Annotated in this window: 13 protein-coding genes; 8 read left to right on the top strand and 5 right to left on the bottom strand. The window is 42.8% G+C overall.

Features of this window, described 5'->3' with window-relative positions:
* Nucleotides 1–152 precede the first annotated feature (152 nt).
* From MKZ16_RS05180 to MKZ16_RS05190, 3 genes are all read left to right on the top strand, one after another.
* Nucleotides 153–605, top strand: coding sequence for a MarR family transcriptional regulator (locus MKZ16_RS05180; protein ID WP_036676493.1), 453 nt, complete (start codon nt 153–155; stop codon nt 603–605).
* An 11-nt stretch (nt 606–616) separates the two neighbouring features.
* A complete protein-coding gene (locus MKZ16_RS05185; RefSeq protein WP_038568957.1) occupies nt 617–1,828 on the top strand; it encodes an MFS transporter in 1,212 nt (403 codons plus the stop codon).
* A gap of 224 nt (nt 1,829–2,052) precedes the next feature.
* Complete coding sequence (locus MKZ16_RS05190) at nt 2,053–3,822, top strand: M3 family oligoendopeptidase (protein ID WP_076104710.1); 1,770 nt, start codon at nt 2,053–2,055, stop codon at nt 3,820–3,822.
* Here MKZ16_RS05190 and MKZ16_RS05195 read toward each other — a convergent pair.
* Nucleotides 3,819–5,396: a bifunctional UDP-sugar hydrolase/5'-nucleotidase gene (locus tag MKZ16_RS05195; RefSeq protein ID WP_076104709.1), complete on the bottom strand. Its 1,578-nt coding sequence runs from the start codon at nt 5,394–5,396 to the stop codon at nt 3,819–3,821. The two genes, MKZ16_RS05190 and MKZ16_RS05195, sit on opposite strands and share 4 nt — an antisense overlap.
* Before the next feature lie 177 nt (nt 5,397–5,573).
* On the opposite strand from MKZ16_RS05195, the gene MKZ16_RS05200 reads away from it, so the two are divergent.
* The 4 genes from MKZ16_RS05200 (at nt 5,574) to phnE (MKZ16_RS05215) (ending at nt 9,056) form a co-directional block, all read left to right on the top strand.
* Nucleotides 5,574–6,551 (top strand): phosphate/phosphite/phosphonate ABC transporter substrate-binding protein, encoded by a 978-nt coding sequence (locus MKZ16_RS05200; protein WP_038568963.1) that lies wholly within the window; start codon nt 5,574–5,576, stop codon nt 6,549–6,551.
* Nucleotides 6,552–6,680: 129 nt separating this feature from the next.
* Nucleotides 6,681–7,463: a phosphonate ABC transporter ATP-binding protein gene (phnC, locus tag MKZ16_RS05205; RefSeq protein ID WP_038568965.1), complete on the top strand. Its 783-nt coding sequence runs from the start codon at nt 6,681–6,683 to the stop codon at nt 7,461–7,463.
* Between the two features lies 1 nt (nt 7,464).
* Nucleotides 7,465–8,256 carry a phosphonate ABC transporter, permease protein PhnE gene (gene phnE / locus MKZ16_RS05210; protein ID WP_036676482.1) on the top strand — a complete coding sequence of 264 codons (792 nt, stop codon included), beginning with the start codon at nt 7,465–7,467 and terminating at the stop codon, nt 8,254–8,256.
* On the top strand, nt 8,253–9,056 hold the full coding sequence (gene phnE, locus MKZ16_RS05215) for a phosphonate ABC transporter, permease protein PhnE (RefSeq protein ID WP_036676480.1): 804 nt from the start codon (nt 8,253–8,255) through the stop codon (nt 9,054–9,056). Before phnE (MKZ16_RS05210) ends, phnE (MKZ16_RS05215) begins: the two co-directional genes overlap by 4 nt.
* Nucleotides 9,057–9,192: 136 nt before the next feature.
* On the opposite strand, the gene MKZ16_RS05220 is transcribed toward phnE (MKZ16_RS05215), so the two are convergent.
* The 3 genes from MKZ16_RS05220 to MKZ16_RS05230 form a co-directional block, all read right to left on the bottom strand.
* Nucleotides 9,193–9,432, bottom strand: a complete 240-nt coding sequence (locus MKZ16_RS05220) for a hypothetical protein (RefSeq protein ID WP_256718576.1) — start codon at nt 9,430–9,432, stop codon at nt 9,193–9,195.
* A gap of 645 nt (nt 9,433–10,077) precedes the next feature.
* Entirely contained in the window at nt 10,078–10,446 is a 369-nt protein-coding gene (locus MKZ16_RS05225; protein WP_076104708.1) for a hypothetical protein, read from the bottom strand.
* Nucleotides 10,447–10,550: 104 nt separating this feature from the next.
* Entirely contained in the window at nt 10,551–10,973 is a 423-nt protein-coding gene (locus MKZ16_RS05230) for a hypothetical protein (protein ID WP_076104707.1), read from the bottom strand.
* A 715-nt stretch (nt 10,974–11,688) separates the two neighbouring features.
* Between MKZ16_RS05230 and MKZ16_RS05235 the strand changes: the two genes are divergently transcribed.
* Nucleotides 11,689–12,420 carry a ZIP family metal transporter gene (locus MKZ16_RS05235; RefSeq protein WP_036676473.1) on the top strand — a complete coding sequence of 244 codons (732 nt, stop codon included), beginning with the start codon at nt 11,689–11,691 and terminating at the stop codon, nt 12,418–12,420.
* 96 nt (nt 12,421–12,516) lie between these two features.
* Here the strand turns inward: MKZ16_RS05235 and MKZ16_RS05240 are convergent, their stop codons facing one another.
* Entirely contained in the window at nt 12,517–13,509 is a 993-nt protein-coding gene (locus tag MKZ16_RS05240) for an aldo/keto reductase (RefSeq protein ID WP_076104705.1), read from the bottom strand.
* Between the last annotated feature and the right edge of the window lie 75 nt (nt 13,510–13,584).

The raw sequence follows: 13,584 nt of genomic DNA on the forward strand, positions 1-13,584 counted from the left end.
GATGAGATAATGATACCGCACATAGTGTGCTTTGTCAAGCAACTTTATAATAGTTAGTTTATAGCTTTGCTTCACCTTTACAAAATTAGTTGTTAGGAATATAATTGTTTAAGCAACTATTAAAACAGTGTTAATTGGGAAGGGATACGATCATGACGACAAAGCATAACCAATCCGAGCTTACTTTAGGATTTATGATGGGCACGACTTATCGTAAATTAAGCATGTTATTTCAAAGTGGGCTGAAAGAACATGATATAACACCGGAGCAATGGTCAGTCCTTTTTCATATTGACAGAACGGAAGGTCTGATTCAGAAGGATATCGCTAAGCGCTCTGGTAAGGATAAGCCAACTACAACGCGAATTCTGGATCATTTGGAAGGAAAGGGACTGATCTACAAAAGAACCGGCGAGAACGATCGGCGTTCTTTTAAAGTCTATATTACGGAAAAAGGAAGGTCTCTGGTGAAGGAAACCGTTCCTATTGAAGATAAGGTAACAGAAGAGATTATGAACTGTATTTCTAGTAAGGAATATGAGTTGCTCATGGAATTGCTGCTAAGAATAAACAATCATGTAGATCAAATAACAGATGGAGAGTAGGAAGGCAAGTTATGTTAGAACAACAAGAACTACGTACGAAATTATGGACCAAATCTTTTATTGCTTTAACGATTAGTGCTTTATTTTTATTTATGAATTTACAGATGTTGTTATCTTCATTTCCGTCTTACGTAAAAAGCGAATTTCAGGCCGGAGATATTATGGTCAGCCTCGTTACCAGCGTCTTTGCATTAACTGCGATCGCTTCACGTTTTATGACCGCTTTTCTGATGCGGAAGGTTAGCCGCAATGTATTATTATATATTGGCTTAGCAATTGCCGCCGCTATAACCGGCCTTTATGTTGTAGCAGATTCCATTGGCTCGCTGCTGCTGATGCGTGTGGGCTATGGGATTGGATTCGGGATTGCCAGCACGATTATTCCAACGATTGTTTCGCAGATTATTCCGAGCAAAAGAATGGGTGAAGGGATAGGTTATTTCGGTTTATCTACCAGCCTGGCGATGTCGATCGGTCCGATGATTGGCTTAAATGTGATGAAACAATCGGGTTTTGGAACACTGGCTATGATTGGTATGGTAACCTTACTTCTTGCCTTTCCAGTACTTTTATTTTCTCGTTCACTTCCTGCACAACCGAAAAAACAGCCAACCCCAACTCAAAGCGAATCCACCAAACCTCTCAAGGTTCCGTTTAATACAAAGTTAGTATTGCCTGCCATTCTGAATGTCATGTTGGCAATTACCTACGGGGGATTGCTAAGCTTTATCGCTTTATTCGGCGAATCAGTTCATCTGGAGCAAGTGGGTTTGTTCTTTTTATTTAATGCGGTTACGATCATCATTATAAGACCTATCTCCGGCAGATTATTTGATAAAAGAGGACCAGCTTCTGTCCTAATCCCGGCGGCGGTTTGCGTCGTTGCAAGCTTAACTGTGCTTTCTTATACGACCTCTATGCCAATGCTCATCGTTTCTGCACTGCTATATGGACTTGGTTTCGGCGCTATTCAGCCAACGATCCAGGCTTGGATGCTTCGCACCTCAACACCTGCACAATATGGTATGGCCAACAGTATGTTTTATAACTCAACGGATTTGGGTGTAGCCAGCGGAGCCATTATTCTGGGGGCAATCTCGGCAGCAACTGATTATGGGATAATGTATCGTTATTCGGCTGGGTTTATGGTGTTGTTCCTTATCGTGTATGTGGGAATTCAGATTAACAAGGCTAGAGTGAATCCTTCAACCTTAAGTCAATAGGGTTCGGAGATTAAGCCAATCTTTATCTACTATTCATATTATTTTAAGCTAAGAGGGTTATAGTAATCACATAACCCCCTTATAATATAGACTTTGACCCTGCCGGACGTTGGCAGGGTCCTTTTTTTGTGTATGAAGAGAAGAAGTACATTATGTCGATGCACTTTTCTGGCAGGATGGATTATGCTTAGAAGAATAGGAATCGAAGGGGGAGAGATTTGCGGATGAATATGACATGGAACTTAGATAGTTTATATCCTTCCTTTGAATCGGAGCAGTTAAAAAGGGATCGCAAGCTACTGGGCCAGCATGTACAAGATTTAAAGCGGTGGGCTAAGCACCATTTGAATGTAAAAGACGTTACAGCCATGCCTGTGGAGGGCTTTTTAAGAATTTATAATGATTATAAAAGCATATATGTATGCTTGTTAGCTTATGCAGAGTTAACACTCAGCGCAGATCGTGGCTGCGAGGAAGCCATGAATCTTGCTGATGATATTGAGGAGGCCAATTCAGAAATCATTGGGGTAGTTGTGGCTTTTAAGCGCTGGTTTAGCACTTGTGATCATATGGATGAGCTTATCGTTAGCTCCCCTTATCTAATGGAGCATCAATTTTATTTGCGAGAACTCCTGTTACAATCCCGCTATGAGTTAAGCGAAGAACTTGAAATGGCTATAGCCAAAATGCAGAGTACAGGATCCAAAGCATGGAGCAGACTGTATATGGAGAGGACTTCAAGTACACTTGCAGATTTAGCGGTGGATGGGGAAACTAGACAAGTGACGCTTGCGGAGCTAAGAAGTATGGCTTATGAGAATAATGCCAGCTTAAGAAAAGCTGCTTATGAAGCAGAGGCAGAAGCCTGTAGTCTTATTGCTGAGGTCTGCGCAGCCAGCTTAAATGGCATTAGTGGTGAGGCGCTGACGATTTATGGCATGCGGGGTTATCAATCTTCGCTGGAAAAAGTGTTAATCGCTTCGAGAATGGACAGTGAGACTTTAGCCGCTATGCTCACTGCTCTTCGGGAGAGCCTGCCAGCCTTTCATACCTATTATCAAAAGAAAGCCGAGCTGCTGGGACATCCGGCAAAGCTGCCTTTTTACGATATTTTTGCACCAGTCGGTGTAGAAAACGGGAAAATTACATACGCTAACGCCAAAGATACAATCATCTCGAGCTTCGCAACCTTTAGTGAGGAACTGGCTTGTTTTGCTCAGAAGGCTTTTGATCAGCAATGGATTGATGCAGAACCTAGATCAGGCAAAGGGGGTTATGGACTTTGCATCGATATTTTCCCGATTGGCGAGAGCAGAATTATGACCCAGTTCACCGGAAATGCCATAGATATTAGTATCCTTGCCCATGAGCTCGGCCATGCCTATCATAGCTCCTGTCTGGCTAATGAAACGATGCTGAATACGGATTACCCGATTCCGATTGCTGAAACGGCTTCGATTTTTTGTGAGACGATAGTGAACCATGCCATAATTACAAATTCAACGGAGAAGGAAGCTCTGCTTATTCTGGAGAGAAGTATTTCTGATGCCGGTTATTATCTTGTAGACTTTTATGCCCGTTATTTATTTGAGATCAAATTATATGAGAGAAGAGCATTAGGCCCGCTGTCTGTTCAAGCGCTAAATGAATTGATGATTGCCTGTATGGTGGAAGCCTATGGTGAGGGCATTGACCCGGGTACAATCCATCCGTACATGTGGATGAACAAAGCTGGATATTTTATGGCTAGTAATGAATTTTTGAATTTCCCGTATTCCTTTGGTTTGTTATTCTCTAAAGGACTGTACGCGGAATATTTAAAGAGGGGCGAAGAGTTCGCCCCTAAGTATCGCCAGTTCCTTAGGGATACCAGCAAACATAATATTGTTGATGTAGCAACAACAATGGATATAGATGTTCACTCCGTCGACTTCTGGAGAAGTGCGTTGAAGCTGATAGAGAGCGACATTGGGGTGTTCATCGCTAAAGCCTAAACAACTCTCCAATTATGGTCACAGGTAGCTTCAATTTGGCCATGCTTTTCAATGTAGTCGGTGACAATTTCAGATATGTCGATCATAATTTCTTGAACAATCGGCTTACCCTTATACATCTCATAATCTCCGCCACCGCTGGCTCTATAATTGTTCATAACAACCTCATATTCTTTAGAGTCCTCTATAGGCTGACCTTGGTACAGCAGATGGAGGACTCTTTCGCCTGCAGGTCTAACGGTATCAAGCTCGTATTGTATTCCTTCCCACATATCATAATTGTAATGCTGCGGTTTAGGCTCGATGTAGGCGGGGTTAACGGCTATTATTCCGTTCTCGTCTTGTTGGAAATAGTTAGCGGTTTGTTCTAAGGCCTCTCTAATATCTTGTCCTGTCAGTCTTAGGACGGTTAAGGTGTTGGGATAAATGAAGTTCGATAAAATGTCTCTGCGTGTGATGGTTTCGCTGAAACCCTTGCAATCGTTACTGAGTAAGGCTGCTGTAGAAATGTCTACGCCAGCAGCCTCCATTTGTACCTTATTCATAAATTCTATAAAAGGATGGTCAGCCAAGCGGCATTCATCAGCACTGGAAATAGACAGGTCCCCGATAACCGTTCCTATTCTCTCATCCAGCCAGGTTTGTGTTTCTGATTCAAGAGTACTGTTCAGCTCTAGGATTATATCATCTGCAGCTGTTGTCTCATTAACGTTAAGGAGCTCGGCATGTTTACGCTGAATCTTCCAGTGTGTATTTTCTTTTTGGAAAATAACCGAAATTTTACCGAGGGAAAGTCCATTACAACCAGGTTGTATGATTGTAACACCGTTCAACTCCCCAGCTATGGAGCGGTGCTGATGTCCGGTAATTAGCACATCTATGCCCTCTACCTCTGTACACATGGCGTAGGCTTGATTCTCCCCCGTTAGTCTTTCTACAGGTTCTCCACTGCTTAGATCGCGTTCGAATCCGCCGTGGTAAGCTACAACGAGCAGATCAGGCTGCTCTTCTGCCCGTATAATGGCACACCAATGCTTTACAGTCTCTAGCGAATCCTCAAATTGAAGCCCTTCAATATGGCTAGGGTTCTCCCAGTGGGGGATGTAATGCGTCGTAACCCCTAGAACGGCTACTTTGATTTTATCTACCCATTTGATGATATAGGGTTTACCAAAGGCGGGTTGATTTGTCGTGTTATCTATAATTCCAGCTGATAACCATGGAAAGCGGGAATCCTGAACGGCTTTATTCAGCAGAGTTTTGCCAAAATTGAATTCATGGTTGCCAATAATTGCAGCGTCATATTTCAATTCATTTAGTGCAGCTATGCCCGGATTCAGCTCATTACTATAATGTGTAGCTGCATAATAAGTTAACGGTGTGCCTTGAATAAGATCGCCGTTATCTATAAGGATCAGCTCAGGAGTATGGGATCTTTCTTGTTTAATGAGGGTAGCAATTGTTGCTAAGCCTGCTGGTCGTTTCCCCCCCGTGCGGTAATCGACGGGCCCAAAATGTCCATGTAGATCACTTGTTACGAGGATTTCACAGGTTATTGAATTCTCTTTATTCATAGGTAGCCCCTCCTGATAATAAGTTCAGACCTCATTCTAGCAGATAATTTGCTAACTTTAAGAGATTGGAATAAATTTTACATATATTTGATGCTTGGTTGCTATTGATTTAATAAAACACATCTATAGTTTAGAAGTACTCAAAAATAAAAATAGAAAACAGTGGAGGTCTTTCGTTTGAGAAAAATCAGTAAATTCGTATTGCCGCTAATGATGTCTATTACATTGCTTAGTGGTTGTGGCGCTAACAACACTACAAATAATGCAAACCAAGGATCGACGGACGGGGCAAATGCACCGAAGGAAACGGCAGCTCCTGTAGCAGAGGGTTATGTTCCAGAGAAGCTTACTGTACAATTTGTTCCTTCTCAAAATGCAGATACGCTCGAAGCTAAAGCGAAACCTCTTGAAAAATTACTGGGTGACAAGCTCGGTATTCCTGTAGAAGTAAGTGTCTCTACTGATTACAACACCGTTATCGAAGCTATGGCCTCTAAAAAAGTGGATGTAGGTTTCCTTCCTCCAACTGCTTACGTGTTAGCTAAAGAAAAAGGAGCAGCTGAGGTTATTCTTCAGGCTCAACGTTTTGGTGTAAATGATGAAACCGGTGGTCCAACAGATGAATTAGCGGATTTCTATAAATCTATGATTATCGTCAAGAAAGATTCTGCGATCAAATCGGTTGCCGATTTGAAAGGTAAAAAAATTGCCTATCAAAACGTTACATCCTCTGCAGGATTTGTATGGCCGGCTGCAACGCTTATGGATGCGGGACTTGATCCGCTGAAGGATGTACAAGCCATTACGGTTAAAGGTCATGATCAAGGCGTGCTTGCTGTGCTGAATGGTGACGTAGATGCAGCAGCTATTTTCCAAGATGCCCGGAACACGGTCGTTAAGGATTATCCAAAAGTATTTGAAGATACTCAAGTTCTCGCCTTTACTGATAAAATTCCTAACGATACGATTTCGGTCCGTTCAGATATGAATAAAGAATGGATTGAAAAAATCCAGCAGGCATTCATTGATATCGCAGCTGACACAGAAGGCCATGAGATTATCAAAGACATTTACTCTCATGAAGGTTATGTGAAATCACAAGACAGCAACTTTGACATTGTTCGCGAATACAACAGTAAAGTAAAAACAGAGTAGAACAGGCCGTTCAAGGATACAACGATGTTGGTGTATAACAGGCATTAAGGATAGCCAGCTCCGGATTCCCCCCCGGATCTGGCTATCTCTTTTATACGAATATACGAAAACACATAAAGGGATGATTTCATGATAGAGCTTCGTAATGTATCCAAAACGTATCTAAACGGAACCAAAGGATTAAACAACATTAACCTGACCATTCCAGCCGGAGAATTTGTAGCTATTGTTGGTCTTTCGGGAGCAGGGAAGTCGACCTTGCTGCGTTCCATTAACCGGCTTCATGATATTTCCGAAGGTAATATTCTTATTAACGGACAGTCCATTACGAATGCAAAAGGAAGCCGGCTACGAATGATCCGTAGGAATATCGGAATGATCTTCCAAAGCTTCAACTTAGTGAAACGTACGACGGTGCTTCGTAATGTTTTGGCAGGACGGGTGGGCTATCATTCCACACTGCGGACGATACTTGGCAGATTCCCACAAAAGGATATCGATTTAGCCTTCGAATCCCTTGATCGGGTAAATATCGCGGAGAAGGCCTATACACGTGCAGATCAGCTATCTGGAGGTCAGCAGCAACGTGTAGCTATTGCCCGTGTTCTTGCGCAGGAGGCACAGATTATCCTCGCAGATGAACCTGTAGCTTCACTAGATCCGCTCACAACCAAGCAGGTTATGGATGATCTAAAGAAGATTAATATGGAACTCGGGATTACGACCATTGTGAATTTGCATTTTATTGATCTGGCTAGAGAATACGCTACCCGGATTATTGGGCTCCGGGCAGGAGAGGTTGTCTTCGATGGTCCTGTATCAGAGGCAACCGATGAGAGGTTTGCGGAGATTTACGGCAGACCGATTCATCAGGATGAGTTGTTGGGTGAGCCTGTACTCGGAGGCGTGTGAGATGAGTGTGAATGCAGAGAAGCTACATCCCAAACCGCCAAGAAAGATAAAACATTATTTTACAGCCATTATATTAGTAGTATTACTGTGGAGAAGTGCTGTCTTAACCGATTCATCCTTCGGAGAGCTGATTTCCGGTCTGCCGAATATGCTTGATTTGCTTAAGGAAATGTTTCCCCCGAACTGGGGGTATTTTGACAACATTATAGATGCGATGCTGGAGACGATCCGGATGGCGCTGGTTGGCACAACGTTTGGTGCCATTCTTGCGGTTCCGGTTGCGCTGTTGTGTGCAAGCAATATTACGCAAAGCCGTTGGCTTCATTATCCGGTCCGTATGCTGCTGAACCTGATCCGCACGATTCCCGATCTGCTGTTGGCTTCTATCTTTGTGGCCATTTTCGGCCTCGGTGCGCTTCCTGGGATATTTGCTTTGACGATATTTTCGTTGGGGCTGATCGCCAAGCTTACCTATGAAACGATGGAGACGATTGATCAAGGACCTTTGGAAGCAATGACTTCAGTAGGGGCTAATAAGATTCAACGCATTATGTTCGGAGTCATTCCACAGGTACAGGCTCATTTTATGTCTTATGTCCTATATGCCTTCGAGATTAATGTTCGTGCTGCGGCGGTTTTAGGTCTGGTAGGAGCGGGTGGGATCGGCCACTATTATGAAGTCACCCTAGGCTTTTTGGAATACGATAAGACTTGCACCATCATCTTGTTCACATTAGCAGTAGTACTGATTATTGATTATGTAAGCACTAAGCTACGGGAGAAATTAATATGAGTAAATCATGGAATACCCTTGTCCCTAAACCCCGTAAAAATCGTTTTCGTTGGCTGATTTATGTAGCCCTAGCTGCGTTATATATTTGGGCTTTTTCGGGAGTGCCGTTTAATGGATTCAAAGAAACCGCCGGGATCATTACTAAAGCAATTTTTGCCGGGATATTCTCACCTGACTGGGCCTTCGTTTATTTACCAGATGGGGAGGATCTCCTGCGGGGATTGCTCGAGACGTTAGCTATTTCAATCCTAGGCACTTTTATCTCGACCTTTTTATGTATTCCTTTTGCATTTTGGGCTGCAGTTAACATGAGCAAGGGAAAGGTAATTTCAGGTTCCGGCAAGCTGATGTTGAGCTTTATACGAACCTTCCCTGAGATTATTATGGCTTTGTTATTCATCAAGGCTGTTGGACCGGGTTCTTTTGCAGGTGTGCTGGCTCTGGGACTACATTCGGTGGGCATGCTCGGCAAATTGTTCGCGGATGAGATTGAGAATATCGACAACGGTCCACTCGAAGCTTTAATTTCTTCTGGCGCCAGCCGCATGCAGGTATTGTGGTTTGCAGTGTTACCGCAGGTGCTGCCGGGATTCTTATCCTATACCTTATATAGATTCGAAATTAACGTTCGTTCGGCTACGATTTTAGGTGTGATTGGAGCAGGGGGGATCGGCACACCGTTAATCTTCGCGCTCAGTTCACGGAATTGGGACCGCGTGGGGATTATACTGCTAGGTATCATTGCGATGATCACAATTATTGATTTGATTTCCGGCAAGATCCGGAAGAAGCTGGTGTAACCGAGTTGCATAATGATATGTGAGACAAAGACCTCCTTAGGGTATGAACCGAACCTGAAGTGCACCCCTTAGAATAGACATTGGATAAAACCCCTGGTTTGTCCGATGAAATTCTAGGGGTGTATTTTTATGGCGATTAAAGGACAGTAGTACTACGCTCGGGCATCTTTAATACCACATACTGGCGTGTCTTCCATTCGATAAAGGTTGCGACATGCGCCTTGCTTTTCCCCACGACTAGATACACAGCAAATTCTTTACCTCGGTTAGTCGTCGCTGTTTGAAATGTGTCGTTCGGGTACTGACTAGCCACAACCCCAAACGCAATCTCCATCGAGTGTGCCGTTTGAGACGGTATCGAGTCCCCAATGGCCAAAGGTTGTACGTTTGCGAACTTCTTTCGGTCGCTTACTGATGGGAGTCCCGATGAGGAAGCGACCACGTGTTTCGACAGGCTTCTGTCGCTTGCCTTTATGACGCAGCGTTTAAACGTTACCTTCGGCAAGACGTCCTTTGTAGAGCCAACGATAGATTGTTACGAAGCACACAAAGGTTTAGTCGTCTGATCGGCGCTTCTCTGCAATTTGTTCAGGGGACCACGTTTCCTTTAGTTTTTAGTCGATCTCTTTGCCAAGAGCTGCAGTGTATTTACCGACAGGAACGCTCAACTCTCTTCATTTGCAGTGCCGTTGCTGAGCGATTTGAGCGCACCGTCCTGCTCACAACCGCGACCTAGATCTCGAGCGATGGTTGAGGGATGTTGGCCTAGTTTGCTAAGCTAGGAATAGCTCATATTTGGTTCTCCTGTAATGGTTTAATATCCTAAGTTTCAACTTTATTCTGAAGGTAATTTAATAGGTCTATAGCTAATAAATTGCAGCGCACGTACCAGTCAGAAAATGTATAACATAATAATAAAAAGCCGCTTCACAGCGACTATTATTGTGTTTGAGTTATAATAATGGTAAGTGGTTGTGTGTAGATCCTGTTACGAATATTATTCCACCCTATTCTTCTTGTACTACAAACGGTACTGTTCAAGAGCGTAAGGTATATCGGTTACATGGTCCGCTTTTAAGAGATCATAATTTGACATAAGAACATCGTAATATTCGATGAGCCATTCATCTGGGCTATACCCTTGCAATATATAAATCTTGTCAAGCTTATCTCCATCTACAATACCTATCTGTTGGCCTTTTAATAATCCAACCCCTGAACCAAACAATGAATAAGTAATCGCACCTCGTTTAATTTTAGCAACAGATTGATCTGGATTAGTTATTCGGGAAAGACGTTCAAGAGGTTCCGACTGAGAGTCCGTTAAAAACAATGATTTAATTATAAAGAGTCCCATTACTATTCCAACAACTGAAAGAGCAATGATCATTTTTTTTATTTCATTTCCCCTTTATCTACAAGGTTTTGTTAGTACAAGAAAGCAATGAGCCTTGTTCTTAGCTCATTGCTTTATCTTTAGTCTCACATGAAAAATTAATAGTGCGTGTGTGCTTCTTCTGTATGCGCGATCCCGTAAAACCAGGAGCAGTTGATATGGCTGAGTTTACTAGCCCCATTACGCATGTTCGACTTCCCATTACAGTATATATTCTCAGCACTGGTTTCCTCAGAACTAACGGCTTCATTAACACAATAAATACTATTGTTATACATTGAGAGTTGGCTATTTTGAAGAGCCATAACACCAAGTTTTACTGATACAGAACAGTCAGAGTTTTGAAGAGCAAACTGAGCTGCTGTAACTGAATTCAAGTTTGCATCGTGTTTATTGCAGCCAACAATATTTTTGTTTTTGTAGACCATGGATCTGCCAACACCTGCTCCAAAATATGAGCCGACAGGTATTTGGGAGTAGGTATTTATTCCTTGTGCCTCTGCCTGCATGTCTGTCCCCATCTGTTGAACCCCTTGAGCAAACTCTTCAAAGCTTTTTACAATTTTTATTCAGTGCTTTGCGAATACTGATATTTTCAACTCCGATCATTTTCTTAACATCATCGAGTGTTGAAAAACCATTGTTATCCGAGGTTTATTTCGAATCAGCTTCTTTTTTAACCATTTCATTCTCAACGTAGTTGATATTGTTAGTAGAAACAAATTCATTGTCTGAGACAAGTATTTCCTCGTTCGCATGCTCAAGATATGGATGATAGGGGTATGATATACTAAAAAGTAGAACCAAAAGGCATATCGAAAAAAACATTCTAAAAAGTGAATTCTTCATAATTTCATTCCCTAACCTCAACGGAGTATGATTTCGGAAAAAAAGATTAAATTTTAAAATGATTACAAAATTTAACAAATATGGCTTTTGGGATCATTATATTAGAATATTCTTAAATTAACAACCCACATATTACATTTTTTATTTAGGTTTACGAAGGGGGGGCGAGGAATTCATCGAAATCTGAATTATATTACCATCAAACTAAGGATAACCTAATTAGTATTATCGTATATTTCAATATTTTTCTAATCAAAAAATCGGTAACCTTAAGAAAATAACGGTCTATAGTTACAGAAAAAACCCTGAAAATGTATGAAAAAGTAATAATTATTTTTTCTGAAACATATGTTGGTCTATCCGACTTGTACCAAAGGAGTTGAAGGTTTGGAATCTGCGCTTATTGGCAGCTTTGTATCGGCAATGGCTACCGTTCTTGGAGCATTTCCGATCCTGTTCGTGAAGAGGTTATCCGAGAAGTGGAAAGATATCCTCGTAGCCTTCACTGCGGGGATTATGGTGTCCGCCTCCACGTTTGGACTCATGCCGCAATCGATCAAAGAATCGGGGATTATCGCTTTAACCTTGGGCTTGATTACCGGAGTGCTGCTGCTTGATTTAATTGAAAATAACATCCCGCATATCGATGTGGAGAATAAGCCCGGTTATACCAATATGGATTCAAAAGCGCTGCTTGTTATGATTGCGCTGTTCATCCACAACATACCAGAAGGCCTCAGTACAGGTTTCAGTTATGCCAGCGAACAGGCCAGTTTAGGTCCTACCGTGGCGATTGCCATTGGCGCACAGAATATGCCGGAAGGTTTGATTCTTGCGGTCTTTCTGATGAATTCGCGAACTAGCAAGCTAAAAGCTTTAGGAATCGTTACGCTTACCGGCTTAATGGAGATGGTATCTGCGGTGATCGGGTATTTTACTGCCAGTTACCTGCATAATGTTGTGGGTTATGGTCTCGCTTTTGCAGCCGGAGCTATGCTCTTTATCGTCTACAAGGAGCTGATTCCGGAGAGTCATGGCCATGGTTATGAGCGGCCTTCGACGTATTCTTTTATTTTTGGATTATTGATCATGGTGTACATCACGCAGATATTTGGGTGAGCAATTAACTCTAATCTATAAAAAAGAAGACCAATGAAATGCCAGAGCAGCTTTAAGCTGCCTGACCTCATTGGTCTTTGCTGTTATAACTAAGCTTTATCCCCGCAGAATTGCCTCAATTTGCTCTAGCTCTTCAGCGCTAAGATCTGGGGCATTTAAGGAAGCGACGGCGTCTTCAATCTGGCTTACCTTACTTGCGCCGATCAATGCAGAAGTTACTTTGCCTCCACGGAGTACCCAAGATAACGCTAGCTGAGACATTTTTTGTCCACGTGCAGCAGCAACCTCGTTCAGTTTGCGAACCTTGCCGATCGCCTCTTCGGTAATGGCATTCTCAGACAGGAATACACTTGGACCAGCGGCACGGGAATCAGGAGCGATTCCGTTTAGATAGCGATCGGTCAGTATGCCACCTTGTAACGGGGAGAACACAATGGAGCCGATGCCTTCTTCAGACAATACATCCTGCAAGCCATCTTCAATCCAGCGGGACATCATGGAATAGTTTGGCTGATGAATCAGGCATGGCGTGCCAAGTCGACGCAGAATTTGTGCCGCTTCGCGTGTTTGTTCAGGTCCGTAATTCGAAATCCCGACATACAGCGCTTTACCTTGGCGTACCACGAGGTCCAGCGCTGCCATGGTTTCTTCCAGCGGTGTATTTGGATCTGGGCGGTGGTGATAAAAAATATCAACATAATCCAGTCCCATACGTTTTAAGCTTTGATCTAGGCTGGAGACGAGATATTTTTTGGAGCCCCATTCACCATAAGGACCAGCCCACATATAATAACCAGCTTTAGTCGAGATAACCATCTCATCACGATAAGGGGTCAGATCCTTTTTAAGAATTTGGCCAAAGCTTTCTTCGGCGGAGCCTGCGGGTGGACCGTAATTATTGGCAAGGTCAAAATGAGTGATTCCAAGATCAAAAGCTCTTCTTACCATGGCGCGGCCATTCTCAAATAAGTCGTTGCCGCCAAAGTTATGCCATAGACCAAGCGAGATCGCTGGCAGGAGTAGACCGCTCTTTCCGGTGCTATTATATTTCATATTGTCATATCTGGTAGCGCTTGCGTTATACATGATTTATTCCTCCTATAAACACTTATTACTTAGTAAGTTACGTCCTTATTGTAGCGAAAGATCGCGGACAAACGTATG

The sequence above is a fragment of the Paenibacillus sp. FSL R5-0928 genome (assembly GCF_037970385.1).
Lineage (GTDB): Bacteria > Bacillota > Bacilli > Paenibacillales > Paenibacillaceae > Paenibacillus_AQ > Paenibacillus_AQ odorifer.